Origin of the sequence: Enterococcus rotai (assembly GCF_001465345.1) — a bacterium.
In the GTDB taxonomy this organism is placed as follows: domain Bacteria; phylum Bacillota; class Bacilli; order Lactobacillales; family Enterococcaceae; genus Enterococcus_L; species Enterococcus_L rotai.
Map to the genome: position 1 here is coordinate 948,628 of NZ_CP013655.1, position 20,265 is coordinate 968,892.

Annotated in this window: 16 protein-coding genes; 1 reads left to right on the plus strand and 15 read right to left on the minus strand. The window is 33.6% G+C overall.

Features of this window, described 5'->3' with window-relative positions; all coding sequences use genetic code 11:
* Positions 1–85: 85 nt before the first annotated feature.
* The 15 genes from ATZ35_RS04490 to ATZ35_RS04560 all read right to left on the minus strand — a co-directional run bounded on the left by ATZ35_RS04490 (position 86) and on the right by ATZ35_RS04560 (position 18,907).
* Positions 86–349 (minus strand): hypothetical protein, encoded by a 264-nt coding sequence (locus tag ATZ35_RS04490; protein WP_208929682.1) that lies wholly within the window; start codon positions 347–349, stop codon positions 86–88.
* 242 nt (positions 350–591) lie between these two features.
* Positions 592–1,335, minus strand: a complete 744-nt coding sequence (locus tag ATZ35_RS04495; protein WP_208929683.1) for a hypothetical protein — start codon at positions 1,333–1,335, stop codon at positions 592–594.
* Positions 1,332–2,306, minus strand: a complete 975-nt coding sequence (locus tag ATZ35_RS04500; protein WP_208929684.1) for a DUF5067 domain-containing protein — start codon at positions 2,304–2,306, stop codon at positions 1,332–1,334. The genes ATZ35_RS04495 and ATZ35_RS04500 overlap by 4 nt, the downstream gene beginning before the upstream one ends.
* Positions 2,303–4,903 carry a YfhO family protein gene (locus ATZ35_RS04505; protein WP_208929685.1) on the minus strand — a complete coding sequence of 867 codons (2,601 nt, stop codon included), beginning with the start codon at positions 4,901–4,903 and terminating at the stop codon, positions 2,303–2,305. The genes ATZ35_RS04500 and ATZ35_RS04505 overlap by 4 nt, the downstream gene beginning before the upstream one ends.
* Positions 4,904–4,921: 18 nt before the next feature.
* On the minus strand, positions 4,922–5,530 hold the full coding sequence (lepB, locus tag ATZ35_RS04510; RefSeq protein ID WP_208929686.1) for a signal peptidase I: 609 nt from the start codon (positions 5,528–5,530) through the stop codon (positions 4,922–4,924).
* 26 nt (positions 5,531–5,556) lie between these two features.
* Positions 5,557–6,255: a signal peptidase I gene (gene lepB, locus ATZ35_RS04515; RefSeq protein WP_208929687.1), complete on the minus strand. Its 699-nt coding sequence runs from the start codon at positions 6,253–6,255 to the stop codon at positions 5,557–5,559.
* A gap of 22 nt (positions 6,256–6,277) precedes the next feature.
* A complete protein-coding gene (locus ATZ35_RS04520) occupies positions 6,278–6,838 on the minus strand; it encodes a YccF domain-containing protein (protein WP_244148213.1) in 561 nt (186 codons plus the stop codon).
* Positions 6,839–6,963: 125 nt separating this feature from the next.
* On the minus strand, positions 6,964–8,040 hold the full coding sequence (locus tag ATZ35_RS04525; RefSeq protein WP_208929689.1) for a WxLIP family cell surface protein: 1,077 nt from the start codon (positions 8,038–8,040) through the stop codon (positions 6,964–6,966).
* A gap of 71 nt (positions 8,041–8,111) precedes the next feature.
* Positions 8,112–8,879: a WxL domain-containing protein gene (locus tag ATZ35_RS04530; protein ID WP_208929690.1), complete on the minus strand. Its 768-nt coding sequence runs from the start codon at positions 8,877–8,879 to the stop codon at positions 8,112–8,114.
* 28 nt (positions 8,880–8,907) lie between these two features.
* Complete coding sequence (locus ATZ35_RS04535) at positions 8,908–9,717, minus strand: WxL domain-containing protein (protein WP_208929691.1); 810 nt, start codon at positions 9,715–9,717, stop codon at positions 8,908–8,910.
* 6 nt (positions 9,718–9,723) lie between these two features.
* The gene (locus ATZ35_RS04540) at positions 9,724–10,122 is read right to left on the minus strand and encodes an EF2685/EF0750 family sortase-dependent surface protein (RefSeq protein ID WP_208929692.1); all 399 of its coding nucleotides are present in this window, start codon (positions 10,120–10,122) and stop codon (positions 9,724–9,726) included.
* Between the two features lie 15 nt (positions 10,123–10,137).
* Complete coding sequence (locus tag ATZ35_RS04545) at positions 10,138–13,788, minus strand: hypothetical protein (protein WP_208929693.1); 3,651 nt, start codon at positions 13,786–13,788, stop codon at positions 10,138–10,140.
* 157 nt (positions 13,789–13,945) lie between these two features.
* A complete protein-coding gene (locus tag ATZ35_RS04550; RefSeq protein ID WP_208929694.1) occupies positions 13,946–16,822 on the minus strand; it encodes an L-type lectin-domain containing protein in 2,877 nt (958 codons plus the stop codon).
* 98 nt (positions 16,823–16,920) lie between these two features.
* Complete coding sequence (locus ATZ35_RS04555; protein WP_208929695.1) at positions 16,921–17,613, minus strand: winged helix-turn-helix domain-containing protein; 693 nt, start codon at positions 17,611–17,613, stop codon at positions 16,921–16,923.
* A gap of 184 nt (positions 17,614–17,797) precedes the next feature.
* Positions 17,798–18,907, minus strand: coding sequence for a tyrosine-type recombinase/integrase (locus tag ATZ35_RS04560; protein ID WP_208929696.1), 1,110 nt, complete (start codon positions 18,905–18,907; stop codon positions 17,798–17,800).
* Positions 18,908–19,397: 490 nt separating this feature from the next.
* Here ATZ35_RS04560 and ATZ35_RS04565 point away from each other — a divergent pair.
* Positions 19,398–20,265 (plus strand): helix-turn-helix domain-containing protein (locus tag ATZ35_RS04565; RefSeq protein WP_208929697.1); only part of this gene is annotated, 868 nt, incomplete at its 3' end.

Consider the following 20,265-nt stretch of genomic DNA (forward strand, 5'->3'; position numbering starts at 1 on the left):
TAATATTTTAAATATGGAGAGAAATAAAAAGGGAAAGCAAAAAAAGAGTAGTCTTTTTTGCTTTCCCTACATTAATTTGCGTTGTTTATTTCCTTTTAATCTCACCTGAGCGACGTTCTTTAATTTCATCTTCTTCAGAGATGTTTTTTTGTTGTTGAGCAACATCGTAGACTCTTGTAGTAGGATCGTGATTAATCCCCCCAGTTCCAGTGTTTACCATTGTTCCCCAGCCTTTTTTAGTAGGCGTTTTCCCTGCTGCTCGCAACTTATCATTTTTTTCTCTGATTCGCTTTTGTTTTGCTCGTCGACGATCATCAAAAAAATCTGAAATTCTATCAATTATTTTCAAGTCACTCTCCCTTTACGGCTATATAAATTCTAATGTAAATATATTCGACAACATATTTATTTACTACTCTCGCTACTTTCATTATACGTCATTTTTAATGGTGATACTATTACTAAACTTTACAAATGCTACGATTTTTTTCAAAATATAAATAAATTAGAATTAAATTGCTCTTAAGAAAAGAGCTATCCTCGTAACATAATCCATCCTTGCGTTGCCTTAAATAATCAAATTGTGTAAATTTACATCTGATCTGATATTTCCGCATAAAGTTCCCTAAATGTTCCTGCTTCATCATAAACAGCTGCGATTTCTTTTAAAAATTCCGTCTCTTTATCTAAACCACCCACATTTGACACAATGGGTAAGTAATCATCTGTGATCGGCATTTCCGTTTCTTTGACTTTTTTTTCATAACCAGCTATTCCAGAAGTGATTTGGTTTTCTGGAATTTTCATGTTCCTACCGATTGCTTCTAGCAATTCTTTTAAATTATTGTTTGGCAGGTTTCCTTTAACTGGAGAAATTTTAACGGTAACGACCTGGGATTTTAAGTAAGCCAGTTTTTGATCTACAGAATAAGCATAGGTTAAAACAACTTCTGAAAAAACTTGCAATTCTTCTCCTCGATAAAATGGATAGATCGTACGAAATTCCAATTCTTTATCTCTCGAAAAAACGGCATATTTTGTTGTTCCTCGTTGTACTGAATGAGAGGTCAACTCTTTTCCTAATATCTTTTTGGTTCTTTCATAATAGCTTGGAATCTCTACTTTGTATTTTTCCTGAAGTATTTTAAAGGCATCCTCTTCTTCATTTATCGTTGAATAATCGGCATCACCAAATGATCGATTTCGTTCATTGAACCAGCTAAGCGTTTGATCCATTTTTGAAAAAGAGGCATAACGATCTGCTTTGCCACAGCCAGTAATACTCAACAACGCAACAAGAATTATTAGTCTTAATAGCTGCTCTTTAGCTCTCATTCTGGCACCACCACTCGAACAGATTCTTTTCCTGGGAAAACGTTTTGCGAGAAATTCAGCTCAACCGTACTTTTATCTAACAACTCATATAGAACAACACTTTCTACCTGCTCTCCCTGTTTTAAGACTTTCGTTTGGGTTGCATCAAGTTCTTTTACATCTATAAAATCACTTGTTTCTGGTAATTTCCCTAATGAAAGTTTTTTACCGTTTTGCGTTACGGTCACGACGTCTTTCCAAACAGAAGGCTGTGCTTTTTCCAGTGTTAAATTGGTAAACGTATAACGAATAGCCAACATTTTTTTTCCGTCTACTTCGGTTAGCTGCCGTACAGCAGTTGTTTCAAATTTTATTTCTTTATTTTCGATCGTAACAATGTCGCCTTCTTCTTTCTGCTGGGCTTCTTGCTCTTTTTTTGCTTCATTTTTGTCAAAAGACGTTTCTTTAAATGTTTCTATAGAAGCATCGATTTGCTCTGAACGTTTCTTATATGAATTGTCATCAGCAGAATAAAATGTTAATTGAACAAAACCATGTTCTGTCCAGATGTAATAAAAATGAGCCCATACACTTTTCTCTTTAAATACTGTGTTTAAAGTATACTTATAAGCTGGAGCATTCCCTACAGTAATTTTTTTCATGTAAATATCTTTTACATTTTTATAGCGGTATCGTTCTTTCAGCTTTTCTCTGGTTTGTTCACCAAATTTTTTTTGCTCAATGTTTGTTACCAAAGTTGTGGTAACAAATACATACGAATTGCTTTTAGTATCTTCTGCGCTAAATGACGTTTGCAGTCCATACTCTTTGTTGGCTTCTTGATCTGCTTTCCAACCACCGGGTAGTTGGAATTCATAGGAAACACCGTTATCACTAAAAGACTGTTTCTTTTGATCCAATTGTTGTGTGCAGCCTATTAAGGACAGACCGCCTATCACTATAATTAGAAGTACACTACTGATTTTTTTCACGAATTATTTTGCCCTTCCTTTCTTTTATGCCAATAAACAAAAACCGCAAATATTGAAACACAACTAATAAATAACACACTACCTAGCTTTATTCCTTTAGGATAATAGGTCAGTTGAACACTATGTTTACCTTTTGGTATTTTGATTGTAATCAATGCATCTTGAACCGCTTTTATTGCTACAGGTTTTCCATCTACTTTAGCCTGCCACCCTTCATCATAAGGAATGGTCGTGAAAATCACTTGTTCTTTTTCAGTCGCTACTTCTGCATTGACTTTATTTCCTTTTACATTAAAAGCAACTTCTTTATCCTTAATTGCTGCGATTCCTTGATCAAGTGTTTCTGTTTTTAAAACAAGTACCGACGGTCGAATTAATTTTATAACAGAACTACCTGTAAATTTTGCAGTTACTTGTACTTTTTCTGCCTTTTCGTAGTAGCCGATATTGTAATAAGAACCTGTTGAAGAAAGCGCACTAGTCTTTTTATAATCTGAAACCGTTACTTCTACTGAACCATCATCTAATCCATTGGAATATCTAGTATCTAATGTTATGTATCCTTGTGTCTTTTCAGGAATGCTGACTTCCCAAGTGATACTCTTTTCTCCATTAGTATTCGCTTCTTCTGAAAAATAAGTAAAATCTCCTTCTTCTCGAAGAGACATGTTTTTTCGAGACACTTCATTCAATCCAGTAAATTGGAATATCGGCTCTTCTTGTCCTGAAAGATAACGTATCAATGCGGTTTGGTTCCTGTTGTTTTTAGATTGAAAAATCCCTTTATCTGTTAGCATTCCTAAAGGCAATGTATGTTCATTTTCATAGAGACCATATTCTCCTTGAGCTGCGATTTTTTTAAACCCATATTTTTTTGGATCATTCTTGGCAATGTTATATTTTATTCCTAATAAATCATCCATTAGAATTGTATTATTCGGGTACTGTATAATTAAATTGGTATCTGGCGAACGATAACCTAAGCGATCAAGATACTGGGAAGAGTGACGGTTCCGAATTGAAGAAAACATAGTGACGCCTGAGTAATTGTAATTAAAACTGTCTGTCCGACTCACTGCATCTATATTTTCCAAACGAAAGAAACTATCATTTCTTGATTGTGCCTTTTCCACTAATGGCTTAATTTGTTTATAACCATTGGTATATTGTTTTCTATTCGTATATCCCCACTCTTTATTGATTCCTATCATAATTTGTTGGGTATTAAAAAATAACTCGGTGCAAATACAGATAACAATCAAGCTTGGCACTAACCATACATATTTTATTCCTTTTTCTTTCAGCGCAAATAACAGAATATAAACACTCACTAAAAATACTGTTAAAATCAACGATTCTTGCGTGATGTACCCATATCTTTTTTTATTGGATACAATTGCTACAAGGATAAAAATTCCTACAAGAGACAACACGATATTCAAAAGAATATTCAGATCTTTTTTTTCAAATTTCTCCAAACCAAATCCAGCTAATATCAATACCAGAGTGGAATATAAAAAACTAAAACGGAACAAAAACATGTTCGGTGAATGTAATCCTTGCCAAAATAAATTCAGCGGCTGAATGTAGACGCTGATAATCATAAATATGACTAAACCTCCATATAGCAGCTTGTTCTTTAAGGGAATTTTTCTACTTACGAAATAAAAGATAAAAAAGAGTAGCGGTAATAGACCTATTGAAATAAAAGGGCCACTGCCAAACTTTGATGTATCATAAACACCAGACATGCTTTTTACAATAAAATCCCAAGGTCCTAGATCTTTTGTGAACAAAGTCGTAATTGTATCTATTTTTTCTCCATTTGTCCGTAAATCAATTACAGAAGGCAAAATAATGATCATAGAAGCGCCGCCAGCTAACAATGACGTAACAAAGTAAGGCAGAATCGATTGTTTATACCTGTTCCATTCGGTCAATAATCGTACTAAAAAGTACAACAAACTAAATAGTCCAACCATAAACGCCATATAATAGTTTGAAACAAATAACAAAAAATACACCACAAATAATAAAACTGGTTTTTGTTTGTCCATCAATCTCTGGATTCCAAGTAAAACTAAGGGAAGATAAATCAATGCATCCATCCACATCAACATGATTGAATAAGCTACAGTGAAACTCATCAAAGCATAACAAACACTCAAAGAAACTTTCCCCCATTGAGGGAGCCGAAATGTTTGTTGGGCAAAAATCCAAAAGGTTATCCCCATCGTACCGATTTTCGTTAATAAAATAACATACATTGCATCTGGCATATTGATATTATCAAAAAAGAACACTAAAAAACTAAATAAACTATTGGTATAATAACTCATCAAAGAAACAAAGTTTAATCCTAAAGACCCATTCCATGTATAAAAAAACGACTGTTCGCCATGGAGAAAATTATTAAAGCCAGAATAAAAATTTACTAACTGACCAAAGGCATCACTAGCCAAAATCGTCCGATCACTTGTCGGATAGATACCTAGACGATAATAATTCACAGCCATGATTAATACTGGTATTAAAAAACTAAGAGCAATTGACACACTTTTTTTGTTAAAAATTACTATTCTAATTCGTTGCTTCATTTGTTACCTCACTTTTCTTTACTCAATCAAACCAAGTCGATCCAATGGATAATATCTAAACGTGACGACTCCCTCAATAGCATTTTTATCGACTAACCCTAGTTCTCGACTGTCAGCCGAATGCCTTCTATTGTCTCCTAAAACAAAAAATTGATCTTTAGGAATGGTTGAAAGTCCTTCTAACTGAGCAGCTACTTCCCAAGTAACGCGAACCTTCAATGTTCCATCTGGCAACTCTTTTCCTGATAGGTTTTCGTCATTTGGTGGTGTTGGATTATTTTCTGCCATTTGGTAATTCAGATAAACCGTATTTTGATCCAACCAAATACGATCTCCTGGCAGCCCTAATACTCTCTTAACGTATGACTCATTCTTTTTATTTTTCGGTTGAAAAGTGATAATTGAATAACGCTTTGGTTCTGCATTTTTCACGATAAATAGTCGATCCTTATTATGTAGAGTCGGTAGCATTGATTGACCACTGACTATATGGGTTTTTATTTTTACTAAAAAAAGGACTCCGACGAAGATTATCAGAAGAAAACAGCTGTTTTTCAATACCGATCCGACTTTTCTCTTAGATAGAAACGTTTTTTTTCTTGATTTTTTGACGTTTATCTTAACCATCCTTCTTTCATTCTTGTTCAGTCTATTTAAAATTGCTTGATTTGGTGGATAGGCAATATTCTCATTTCAACTATGCCAACAATTTCTTTTTCATCGATGTAGCCATAATCACGACTATCTGATGCATAAGGTCGGTTATCTCCTAAAATGAGATATTTGCCAGTAGGAATCATTGTTATTTTAGGCCTCCAATCTTCTGTAAATAGACTTTTGGCATTTTTAGCTCGTTGCACCTCTGAATCTATAAAACGTTCATAAATCTCTTGATCATTGACATAGAGTTGATCTTCTTTATAATAGATTGTTTCATTCGGAAAACCGATCACTCTTCTAACAGATGTTTCTTTGCTTTTAGAATCTTTATATACTATCAGTTTGAATCGTTTTGGTTTAGCCAGTTTGTTGACAAACACCCACTCATCATTATTCAGAGTGGGTATCATTGAATAGCCTTTGACCTTGGTAAAAGAGAAGGTGAAGAGTGATAAGAGTGACAAACAAAGACTTACTATTACTAAACTAATCCCAATTTCTAGAAACATACTTTTTATACGTTGCCTCTTTTTTCTTTGGATTCGCTTAGTAGTATGTTTTTTTTTCGCTAGCGATGTCTTTGTCCGATTACGCTCTTGAGCCCAGTTGCCATCTAGAACTATTTGATTCGGCTTTTTATTTACTCTTTTTTTTGCAGGGCGTGAGCGGACATTGATTTTTTCCCCACTCATTAAAAACCTCCTTACCTGCCACTTATTTTTTCTGTTTTAGTGCCGCTTCATTTATACTAAATTCTTTAAAAAGCTTTTTTTGACTTTGGTTGATACGAGTCATATCATCTAAATACTTAGAAATCGTTTCTTGATTATTCAATTGCAAAGCCGTCAGTGAATATAAATTTGTGCCATAATCACGGATCTGAACATAATAGCGATTTAATGTTTGTTGGCCCTTTTTTGACAAGCTATTCGAAGGTGTTGAACTTCCGTAAGAAGCCAGCAATGAGCTTAATTCCATAAGCTTTTTTTTAGTATCTTCTACATTTGATCCATTTTGAAGATTATTTAAATTTTTGTTCACTTCATCTGTTACAAAATAACTTTGTACAATAATATTTCCATCCGAAGACGAGAGATTTGTCATTTCATAATATCTTGTATAAAATCCACTGACCAAGAAAAGAATGCTTAGAATTATTAAAACGAAGCCTCTTACTCGTTGTTGTTTTTTCTTTTTTTCCAATAAACGTTTTGCTCGCATCCAACGTTTCTTAATAATTTTCTTTTTCGGACGTTTTTTTTTTAATGTGTTCATGTCTCTCTTAGATACAAAAAATAGTACGAAGGAAAAGATACCTACACAAAAAGCGATGAAGAAGGCTGATAGACAACCTATAAAAACCCAACTCAGTATCGTCATCTTCTAACTCCTCCCCTTAGTCACTCTGTTCTTTTTTTGTTCTTTTTCTTCTTATTATTGTTTTTCTTCCGTTTTGATACCATATGTGTTACTAAATATATACTTAAAAATAGAAGGAGAATGCCGCCTGCAGTTAGAGCAATCATTTGCCAATTGATTCCTCTATCTTGTATCAAAGAAACATCTTCTGCATTATATTTGTCTGCATCTTTTTGAGTGACGGTAAATGCTTCTCGCCACTCCCACTTTTTATCACCAGCAGTTACTAGAATATGTCCTTCATACTCTCCAGCAGCAATTGCTTCTCCATTTAAATTGATTGGAAACGTCATTGCAGAGTTTGGAGCCATACGATAATTTTCTTTTTTAGATTCGTACAGAACATCATCAGAACCTTTTTTGAAAATTTGAGCATCAACCGTCATCCCTTCAACATAAGTTGCTTGCGTGTTAGAGAAATTGACTAAGAATGTATTGCGATAATTGGTTAATCCTGCATAAATTTTATTGAATGTTAAATCAGGCTGAATTTTTGTATCAGATTCAGTTAAAAGCATCCCAACAATAAAAGCATATTTATTTACTACACCTTTCATACTATTATCTGCTTTTTTTTCTGCCTCAGTTTCCGATTTTTGTAAATAAATTCCACCTGAAATCGTTCCATCGTATTTTTCCTTTGGCATGGTAATTTCTACAGGTACTTTTTGAGTAGCTTTTGGTGCTAGCGTTACTTTTTCTTGTACTTTCACAAGATTTTTCAAGTCATACTTCAAAGATGGATCAGTTTCAAGTTTTGTCGGTCCATATTCAATCACACCATTACTATTGGTTTTAGCGCTATTCACGGACAAATCTACTGAAATTTCTTGATCTGTCATATTGTATAATTCAATATCAACCGTTTGTTTTTGTTCTGGCGTCATGCGTAAATCAAAATAACCAGCATTGCCTATTTGATTTTCTGGCTTGATAATTTTATAGCTATATCCTATTCCCGAATCTCCTTCTTGAGCGTATGTATTTTGTGGAATAAAGAGTAATACAAAACTTATGTATAATAAAAAAAATAAACTGTTTTTTAGCATTTGATTCATGATATTTCTCCTTCTTTTTACAGATGCATTACCGATCTATAAAGATCGGCAAGCATCCATTGTTTATGACTTTATTTAGCGGCAGTCAATACCCACGTTACTTCACCTTTGTAGTCGCCTTCAAAGATTGATTGTTCTTTCCCAACTGTTAATTTCACAGATTTATCAGATGCTTCTTCACCTGTAGCAGTTAATTTACCAAAGTGAATATATGTTTGACCTTGACCTTGGTCTTTATTTTCTCCATTATTATTTACAATCGTAGCTGGAGCTGATTCTTTTACCTCCATTTGAGAGGCTACTGCACTTTCTGGTAAAGCAATTTCTTCTGCAACATTTGTTTTACGAGCGATGTTTCTGTATGTTAAAGTTGCACCATTTAATTTACGTTCTACGCTTTCAGCGCCCTCTGTTACAGTGGTTGTCATTGGTTTTGTGATTTGAGCAGTCAGAGTGTAGTTGTGGTTCAATGTGCTACGAACATCTTTAATCGCTACGTTATTAGCCATTATGCCATCTTTTTCCTCATAGTTTTTTGCCCAGAAAACACGGTCATTTCCATCTGTAACTACAGCATTTTCACCAAAGCTTAATGGTGTTACATCTTGAATGCCAAAGACAGCTGGTTTAAGTGGACGAGTCACCGTACCCGATTGGATATCTGAATCGCTAAATGTTGGTCTTGATGTGTTTGTATCATCTTCCGTGTTACGCGTAAATTGGATGTCCATATCCCCTTTAGCTGTTGTATCATCCGCCTTCGTGATTCCTGGTAGTGCGACTGAAACTCCTACAGCTGCTAATAGTGCAGCACTGCATAATTTGTGTGTCAATTTCATTTTTGTTGCCTCCTAGTTTGTTTTTTATTTATGGTAGCTCGGAAATAATCCAAGTTAACACCGTTGTGTAGGTTCCTGGTTTCTTTTTTGATCTACCAGGAACAAGTAATGAGATTGCGTTATTCAAATAGATGGCTTGCTCACTTTCAGTAGAAATAATGGGCTTACCATTTTCATCTACTCGAGGTTTTAACGTGGAGGTATTATCAATGGTTTTGTCTTCTTCTGTTCCCAGAATAATACTCCAAGTGCCCCCACCTGTGCCCTTAGGCGCTTTTGCCAAGGTATAGGTCTCGCCTATATTGGTGATACTAATCACTTCTTTTGAAACTACTGGGGCTTGGCCTAAATCCCCATTATTCGTATTAACAGAAGCTTTATCTAAAGATAGGGTTGCCCCATCGAGTTGTAATTTTTTATCTTCCTTATTGGTAAATTGCATCTCTTGACGTACTTGCAAGCTCCAGCCTACTTGCTTTCCCCGATAATCGGAAACTTGAATAAAATTCCCACGTGGCGCAATCATCCCTTTAAATTGGACTGAATCAGCTGCATAGCTGACATTATCCAACGTAATTTTATTGCTGTTAAAATTAATATTCGGTACATAATCAATCCTTAATGGACCTGTTGTTTTACCATAATCACCCACAGGCTCTACTTCTTTAACTGGATTTTCTGGATCCAATACCCCATACCCTGGATCAACAAGCCCTTTGAATGAAATCCCCATCTCACCCTTAGCTTGACTTGTCGCTTCGACAGTAACAGGTATCAGGGTATCTAACACAGCACTATTGAGCAGTAGCAATATAAGAATTAAAAATTTATTTTTCATACTTCATTACTCCTTCTCTTTATTTTTGCGATACCTATTTAAACCATAGAAGAACAACATCGCTCCAATCAATGCTACACCGCTAATGAGGGCACTCTTCTTTACTAGCTCACCTGTAGAAGGTAGTCGTCCTTTCGGTTTTGCGACCATTTCTGATGAAGCTGATGATTTTGTTAATTGACTACTAGGAGTCGTGGATGATTTAGTTGTTTGAGAGAGACTGCTAGACGAACTTGATAATTTCGGTTCTTCACTACTAGGTAAAGTCTCGTCATATAACACAATTTCTCCTTCTGTTGGCACTTCTGCTCCTTCAACTGCTGCAGCAATTTCTACTTTTATTCCCAAGAAAAAATATAGTAAAAAGATCGCAAATATGAAATATATGCTTTTTTCTTTTTTCATTTTTTTACCTCCCTTCTATTTGGCATTCTCTAGAGTAATCGTTATTTTTGCTTGGTATTTCCCAAGTGCTTTAATTGCTCCTGGTGCTAAGTCTAAGATGAATCCATCCCCTCTAGACCAATGTTCTTTTGTAACATCAATATTCCCAGATGCAGTATTCAAGTGCTCGAAGATAATGACATTCTCATCTGTTAGGGTTAATTCGTCCTCGTTATATTGATACTTGACAGAATTAGGCATTTTCACTCGTTCGTCTTCTAAGCTAGTCAATGGCTGATCGATTTTCGCTTTAAGTACCCATTTCAACTTGTCTGCTCGAGTATCAGATACCACTAATGGTTTACCTATAAGTTTAGGATCTGTGAATTTTACTGCATCGATTGTTGCCTTTTTCGTTTCAAATTCTAACGAACTTGGCGCTGAGAGAAGCGTTAAAGCTCCGTTGAATTGATAAGCAACAGACTTATCATCTTTAAGCATCGTGAAACTTTCTTCTGGTTTTTTAACTAACTCATAATTATCATTTTTAAGCTTTGTCAAGATATCTGTGATTTCCGTCATTTTAGATAAATCAACTGATTCACCAATCCCCTCAAAGCCGGTGTAAGCGGCTTTGAGAGCATTTCCATTTTCATCTAAAAAGTTAACGGTTAATTTTGCCCCAAAGTTGATTTCAATTGTTGCTGTTGTTACAAGTGTTCCTTTTTTCGCTTGAATTTTTGCAATATATGTTTTGGATATCTCTGGATCGTTTACCAGTGAAGACTCAATTACTGATAATTCGACATCTTTGCTAAGACCTGTTGTAACATCCCATGCAACGGCCTCTGATTTTTTCAGAATGAATTCGTTTAACTCAGTATCAGTCAAATCAGCAACCTCACTTTTTGGAGTTGCAATGTCATATGCCCCTAACAAAAGACCTGTCGTAGGGATGGCTCCTTTAACAATCATTACAGGAACTTTTATGATTGTTGTCCTCGTCGGATCATTCTCATCAGTCATCCGAACATCAGTATACTGAAAGCCAACTTTCGAAGTGTCAATAGGTTTCTCTTTATTTACATATTCAAATTTAGGTGTATGACCAGGTAATACGACTGGATCTTTGATTAACGCATCCGCCGTTTTACTCCATACGCTATCTTTTTTTACTATCTGTGCAATGGGCTCCCCACCAAATTTATACATTCTGACTTTGAATGTATAATCTTCTTGTGAAGATAATGATTTCATCGGTCCGTCAGTTTCACTTACAGCTATTAAAGATGCTGTGTATTCTAACGGAGATACTCCATCATTACTTTGTAAATCAGGTAATTTACTTTTTGGAATAGTAAAAACTCCATTAAATTCTTTTAATTCATTTGCGACGAATGGCTGCTTTACTTCCTCACCATTAGGGTATGTCATATAGACAGTTCCATGATCATTGGTACTAGGGATTTTACTTAGTTTGTAGTCCACTATTACTTCATCATCTGAATATACATCCAGAATTTCTGGATTAGCTAGAATATTCATATAGGGTATATCCTCACCTACAAAAATTTCGTAGCCTACTTTCAAAGAATTATCTTGAGCAATCTGTTTATGCGGGGCTCCTAGTTGATACATCTTACTTTCCCAATAACTATTCAATGATTTCCCTTTTTCTGTGTTAGTAACTCCTATGTTTTTCATATTATCACCAAACGTATTATAACCATTCTGGGTAATCATTCCCCGATAAGCTGGCGTACCGAACATCCTTAAATCAGATAGCCAGTTTCCCATATAATCTTTGAATTTAAACGTAAGTCTGTAATTTTTTTGAGGTATAGAATAAAATCCTCTAGCATTACCCAACGCATAAAAAGATAAGATGTCGCTGTAGTAATTGGTCTTAGCCATTTCTAGCATTCCAAAAGTCTTAGTTTCAGTAGAAAGATTGTACATCTCCAACACAACTGAGAAATTAAGGTTTCGTTTTAAAGATAACTTGTATACATATACAATTTGATTTGTTTCGTCATATATAATTTGTTTTAAGCTATTTCCTTTACGTAAATAAATCTTATTTTTAAAATTGTCCTCAGGTCCATATGCTCCAAGTCCGTTAGTTATATTGCTATTCCCACCTTGATAAAGTTTTCTATAATTGACATAAGGAAGATCTACTACTCGATCGTTATTCGCTGTGTACCCTTGATTATTTTTATCAACGATTATAAAACCCGTATTCGTTTTATTCCATATATAATCTATCAAACCTCTATTTGGAAAGCCCATTTTAGAGCCGTTAATAGGGTTAGTAATAACTCCGTTTGTGGAATTTAGTGGGATATCTTGCCATCCTTCTGAAGAATCATTATCGAAAACTTCATCTGGTACAATCCAGATACTTAATTTATATGTCAGGGCTTCTTCCAATTTACGAATCGTAATCGTTATATCTTTAGTACCACGGCTATTCTGATCAATCGTAGAATTTGCAACATCTGCCGTTATTGCCTCTCCCGTCATTAAATCCCAAGCATTAATTGCTAATTTTTGTGTTACTATCTCCGTGATTTGATTGGGCGTTTTGCCTTTTATTTCACTAACATTCAAAACTGGTAAACTGTAGCCTAGCCCCACCTTCGAGCTTAATATCAAAACTTGATTCTCAGCAGTTACTGTAATAGGTATAGGAATAACTGTTGACACAGTTGGATTTGTCTTATCCGTCATTTTTATAAAGCCCCACTTTAACCCTGGATTACTAGAATCATACTTATTAGCGGGCTCTGTTGAATTACCCGCTTGATCGGCTACCCATTCGTAAGTCGCATCACTTGCGGTTGTTGAACTAACTGTTTGATAGGTTGAGAAAAAGGTCGTTGCATTTGTCCCCATGGTCAATTCTTTATTTTGAGCAACTGTAAAGTAATTAGTTGTTTTTATATTTGCTCCAAACACTAAAACATCTTTTTGAAACGTTGTTTGTTGTTTCTCTCCCCCAGATTCTACTGTTATTTCAAAAATTGCTTTGTACAGACCTATCGAATTCGTATTGATCGTTGTACTAGCCACACTCAATGGGATATCTTCTCCAGTTTGTGTATCCCAAGTTTTAATTTTTGCACTAGCTTTCACTGATTCTTGCAACTGCTCTGTTGTTTTATTCTGGATGTCACTCGGATACATAATAATTTTTCCATCTGTCGTACTTGTTTGGACAGCTACTCGATTATTTAATAATAATGTAGTATCTGTGTCTGTAATAGATACTGGAATAGGAACAAGAATACTTGTCTGTCCATGATTTTCTGTCACTTTTACGTATATTAGTTGAAAACCTGTTTCCGCACTACTAGGACTGATTTTTTCGCTGTCTGAATTCACATATTCATACAAAGCCCCTTCTTGTGGAGTTGGGATAATTAGTTCAGAAAAAAGTAAATTTCTATCTATTTCCGTATTTAAATCAGGAAATGCAGCTTTTTTTTTCAAAATCAGTGGTTTTGATGTTGCTTGTAATCCTGCATCATTTTTTACTGGATCTAGTGCTCTAATTGCCAAATTATTGATAGTATTTGCTTGATAAGTTTGTGCAATAATAGGATCAAACTTTTTATTCGAAATACCTACTACTATTAAACCCATTAAAGTAAAAATTACTTTTAACCAACTTTTTTTTGCCATTTTATTTCCATCTCCTTTCTTACTACTTTTCATTAAAAGTCTATTCATTGAAGCAATGATTTGAATTTTAGCCATCAATAATCAGATGTGTCCCTTTTTTCTTTTAATTTCTACTTCAAAATGAGGTGTAGAAATCTTTTTCTTGCTTTTTACTTCTCTACTTTACACTTTCTATGGTAATAGTAACTTCTCCATGATATTTCCCTAAAAGCGATACCTGACCTGCTTTAATATCTAACAAAAATCCATCTCCTGAATCTTTATTCCAATTTTTTTTCTCTGTGATATTATAGTTTCCTGGAGAATTATTTTTATGTTTTAGTATTTCTTTATTTTCATCTGTTAATAAAATTTCATCATTATTACTTTTATATTTAATTGCATTCGCTAAAATTGCTGTTTGTCCATTTTCTTTTTCTTTACTCGTTAATGGAACTGTAATCTTAGCATTCAATTTCCAGCCATTCGAATCCGAACGTGTATCCGCAATAACTAATGGTTTCGTAGTTTTCGAACGATATTTTTGCCTTGTTAAAGAGTGTGTTTGTTCCCCAAATTCAAATGTTTCTGGTATTGAGACGATAGCTAATGTGCCCACAAGGTTATATGTCACCACGTTGTTTTTTTCTTGTGCATCAATTTTTAATGTTTCGTTTTCAGGCCGATTAGGCAGTAAATAGTTTTTGTTAATAATAAGATTTAAAGTTGTGTCAACTGATTCGATTTCTGAAGTCTTAATTGTTGAACCAACATTCACTGTTTCTTTATACTCATCTGCTAAAGGATTTTTATTCTCATCCAAATAGCGAACAACTAACTGAGTAGTTGCTATAGGACTTATCTTAAAAACATTATTAGGATTATCCTCCGCACCATCAAGCACGACTCGATAATTCTTTCCGACTGAGTATTCGATAGTTGTTTCTTTTTTTGCAGTCCCTGTATATAGTAGCTGATCTGCATCATCATCGTAGATACTATAAGAATGTCCTTCATACAGTTCCTGCTTATTGCCAGTTGATCCTATCACCGCTTTTAAATTAAAATACCCTACATCTGAAGAATCAAAAGGTTTTATTATTGTCGTGGTCGCAGGAATTTTAAGTTCGTCATTCCCCTCTAGATATAGTCGAGAAGCATCATTTTGATCCACAAATGTCTGATTATATGTTTTATTTTTATTATCTGTTAAAAAATCAGGCACCACATTTGAATTATAAGTTATCTGTGTTTCTTCAAAGTTAATGGCTTTGATACCTGTACTGAAATTAGGAAGTTGTTCTATAAATTTGTTCTTAGACAAATTTAGTAGTTGCAATTTAGTTAATTTTGTCATCGACTCAGGTATACTTCCACTCAACTGATTATTACTTAAATCTAAAGTTTCTAAATTTGTCAGGTCCCCTAAACTTTCCGGAAGCCCTCCAGTTAAGTTATTTTCATTTATGATTAATTCTTTCAATTTCGTCAATTTTCCTATTTCTACTGGAATTGTATTAATTAACTTTTTATTTTTTAAACGAAGTGTCTCTAGATTAGTAAGCCAGTATATATTAGCAGGGATATGCTGTCCTTCGAACACGCCTTCTGCATCTGTATCAATTATCTTAATAGCTTTAAGAGCTGATTGATGTAGAGTTTTATCTATTTCTAAAGGAGATAGTTGTTGATTTATTTGATTAATTAGCCATTTTTGGTTATCAAAGTCAGCAGACATAACAAATGGTGTGGGCTGTACCTCATAAGAAATAGTAGTTGGTTCATCTTGGAAGTAATTGTCCGAATTTATCATTGAACCTATTGTTACAGAATATTTTTCTGGAGCTTCCAAATTTTTTACTTTGTACTTAATTTCTACACTTTGGTTCGTATCTGATAAATCTGAAAACTTTCCTGAGAGTACATTATTTTTATAATCTGGTTTAACTTTTTGACCATTTATTGTAAAAGAATCTTCTATATATTCAATGTTGTTATTTAATGTAAATTCGTAGGCTGGATTTTTCATATCCTGCTTTCCACTTTTATAAGTACCTGAATATGAAACAAGTAATTCTGAGTCTCCAGAAACAATACTTCCGCTATCTACTAAGTTACCTTCATCATATTTTACATTCAAAGCGTCTTCATAATTGACTAGTCCTGGTACTGACTTAAATTTCACAACAGCTTCTTCCGATAATCCACCTGTAGACCCAGCAAATCCCCAATATACTGAAGTAACCCCAAATGTCGATTTAGGAACTGTTGCTGATACCGGAGGCATACCTTCTAATTGATATTCAATTTGACCATTATTAGATTTGTCGAAAGCCTTCCAATCAACAGTAAATCTTCTCCATTGATTGTCCCCCAAAGAAAATCCATAATCTTTAGGATACTGAAGACCATAATGCTTTTGTTCTGTAATAGTTCCTCCATAATAAGTACTAATAATATAATTACCTTGCTGTCCAGGAAAAGAATAAGCCACATGCCCCTTATCGCCGTCCTTTGATGCACTTACTTTTGAATCATAGCCGTCACCATTCTTGTAAGTGTCAAATTCGATAACAAAGCTATTTTTAAGTGGATTATTCATATAATATCCATTCGAATTTCTTAAAAACTTTCCAGAATAAACACCTAACCCCCCTCCTTGTTCTCCTAGATAAGACGTTGTTTTTCCAACTTCATTATGCAAAGCAAATGCAATACCATCTGCGGTTCCATCTATTTTTAAGTACATCACTGATTTGAAATCTTTTGTTAAATCTAGTTTATTTTTTTCAGTCGAATATATACTTCCTTTTTGGCTAGCACGTTTCTTTGTAATAACAACCGTATTTCCTTCAATATTACTGTTCGACCCTTTTGTAATTTGGAATATTCCATCTAGTGGCACGCCTTGTGGCTCAAGATTGTTAGCTAACTTGCTTATTTGTAACAAATTTTCCGTATGTGCCTTTATTGGTAGAGCCGCTTTATGTACAGCAATGATTGATGCTAGTCCCAACAAAACCAAACAATTAAACAATAATTTTTTAAATCTCACTTTCTACTCCTCCTCTATTAAAACTCATATTCATAATTAAAATAACGACAATTTCAAGCAGACCTAATACTAATAATATCTTTGACTTGACTAACAGATTAGATACCATTTTTATTAACTAACATATAACCTGTTGAATTTACTGTTTTAAGATAATGATTATCTCCACTGATTGTCTTAATTTTTTTTCTTAGGTGAAAAATCAGATTACTTATTCTATATTTATGAACTCCGCTGTTTGCGTTCCACAAATGGCTGTAAATATCTTCATACGTAAGAGCTTTGTTCTCATTTTCCGATAATAGATTCATAAGATTGTACTCTAACATTGTCAACATACATTCGTTTTTATTGAATATGATACTTCTATTATCTGGATTTAATTCAAGATCGTTGGTTCTTTCTTTTATCGTATATTTTTTTGGAGGATTACACTTTTTGAATATATTTTCCATTTGAATATACAGTTCGTCTATTTTAAATGACTCTGGATATATGATATCTATACCAAATTTCAGAAACGCAATCCTCATTGTATTTGATGGGATATCTTTAATAACAAACGTTAATATTGGATGATCCTGATTGATTTTCAAGATTTTTTCGAATAATTGATCTATTTCTGTTCCTACGCCGTTTAAAATCATTGCATCATAGTTTTTGATTTCATTACTGAAATCAAAATCAGAATAATTCGATACATCTATATGTATTCCTTGAAGAGTCAAATAGTCGATAAGTTCTTGACTTTGTTCTACTTCTTTACAAATTAAAACTATGTTCTTTTCCATTACAGTTCTCCTTATATATATATATTTATGCTATTACTAGTAGTATTCTATGTTTCGTATTACAATATAACTATCCATCTAGAATCTAACGAATTCCAGATTTCTAACGTATTCTTTTGATGTATACACTCTTCCAATCAAGCTTGACGAGGATTTTGACGGCGAATATATTGGATGTGTTTTATTAAAGTTTCAACTGCTCATCCATTTTCCCCATGGCCATTTCTTGATTTTCCCATGATGAATCTGTATAAACATCGAGTGTCATTCTTGTTGATGTGTGACCTAGTATTTTGCTCAAAGAAGAAATATCCACACCTTTTTCGACACACCGAGTGGCAAAAGTATGCCTTAATGAATGGAAATTTATTTCATCAATCTGTGCTTCTTTGAGATGTTTTTTAAAATGATGCGTGATGATTCTCGGTTCAGTGAAGCTTTTGCGGCATGATATGACGTAATCTTCTATTTGGCTTGTCCGTTTTGACAATAAATAGTTTTTTAGGTTTTTTGACAAAGGAATATTTCGTTCACTGCTCTTTGTTTTGGGCTTGCCTATGTAAATCATCGTTTTACTAGACGTACTTTCAATAGGTATTCTCGAAATTGTTCGTTTTATATGAATAATATTGTTGGTGAAATCTATGTCCTGCCACATTAATCCGCTAATTTCGCCGATTCTCATGCCAGTATATAAAGCAATAATTTCTGCACAGCATTCTTTTTTTTGTATCAATAGTTTCTCCAATTGTGCTTGTTCTTCTCGGCTCATGCTCTTGATTGTTTTTTTAGTAAAATTTGGAATACTACAATGAACTGCTGGATTATTCAAAAGATGATTGTCACTTACTGCACGATTCAGCGAATTATTTAGAATTGACATAATACTCTTAATCGTATTTGATGATAAGTTTGTTTGCATCAGCAACGCTAAAAAGTAACTGATATCTGAACGCTTTATGTCTTTCATTTTTTTGTTTTTAAAGTACGGGAAAATATATTTCGTCATTCTTTTTTTGTAAATCGAATAGGTAGATAGTTTAATTTGTTCTTTTAGTAAGACATCCAGCCAATAGGTCATCCATTCCTGTAACGTTCCAGAATAAATGTCCAGTGTATTTTCCAAGAATGGATAGCGAGCCTGCTTATTGACTAACGCTAACTTTACATCGTTATACTTCTTGCCATATACATACCCATAAATAATGTTGCCTTGGTCGTTTCTTCCTTTCTTGTATCGCCCTTCCCAACGACCATCTCTTCTTTTGTAGATATTTTCTCCTCTTCTGGACATAACCAAACTCCTCTCTATTCCCGGTATCTATTTGACGGTTTATTGACGGTTATACGTATGGTTTAAAAAAAAAGGGGGGCTTTACTCCTCTGATCCTTCTCTTTGGTACAATGAAAATGAAAATATGATGATAAATTTCAGCTATATTTTCTTTTTTTTTAGAACAAAAATAAAATTTCCTGTGGACTTTATCATAAAAGTGATCTAAAATAAATAAAAAAGAGATTTAAATGGTATTTTTCTTGTCTGGAATTCGTTAGATTCTAGATATCTTAAAATTCAAATACAATTAACGAAAAATATAATTATTTATAATTTCATTTAAATTTTTTGTTCATTTAACAACTTTTTTATATTAACATGTTCATAAACAAAATTGTTTCTGAAAAAAAACAGATAATTTCCATTTTCACTAGAAAATGGAATCTTTTTTTTTGCATTTTGCTTTATTTTGAATTAAGATAATCAAACTAAACTTAGGAGGTTTTTTATGGAAGAATTACTAAGTGCTGGGGAACGCAAGGAGTTAGAATTGTTTCGTTTCGTCTTGAATTCTGATGGTTTTATTTCAACGACTAGTTTGAGTGAATTAATAGGTTCTTCAGTCAGCAACGTTTGGCGTATTATTAACAAATTAGCTGAGACCTACCCTGATGACATTTTATTAGTCAAAAACAAACAATTAGGGGTTCAATTTGTTGAACTTGATCCGATGCAAGATACGTATTTACAGATCAAGCGCGATTATTTAAAAAATAATTTAAATTATATATTATTAGATTCACTATTCAATGAACATTATTCTTCTGCTCAAGAATTTTGTGAAGCACATTTTATATCTATGGCTACTTTTTATACAAAGAAAAAAGAACTTGATGTCTTATTAGCATTAAATAAAGTAACGATCGATACAAAAAATTTTCGTATCCGCTCATTTAATGATATATACGTTAGAGAATTTTATTATCATTTTTATTGGGAATCATTTAAAACAATCACTTGGCCTTTCAAAACGATTGAAAAGAAAACGATTGAAGTCATTTTAGATCCCTTCTTAGAAAATGCGCACATCACTGTATCAAATGCAGAAAAGGATCAAATCCTTTTCCGTTTAGTGACTACGGTTATTCGAATTAAAAACAATCATATATTCGATTGTCAGATTTTACATAATTTGATTTCACCGGAAGTAAGATTTTTACTTTCCACACAAACTTCCTGGTTGAGAGATCTTGTGCAAAATGAAGAGGAGTATGCTCATGAGAACGAATACTTAGCATTTCTAGTTATTTCAAATTATTCGAGTGCTTATGTAAATTTGCCTATTCCTGATGATTATTTAGTCAACTATTTTGAGT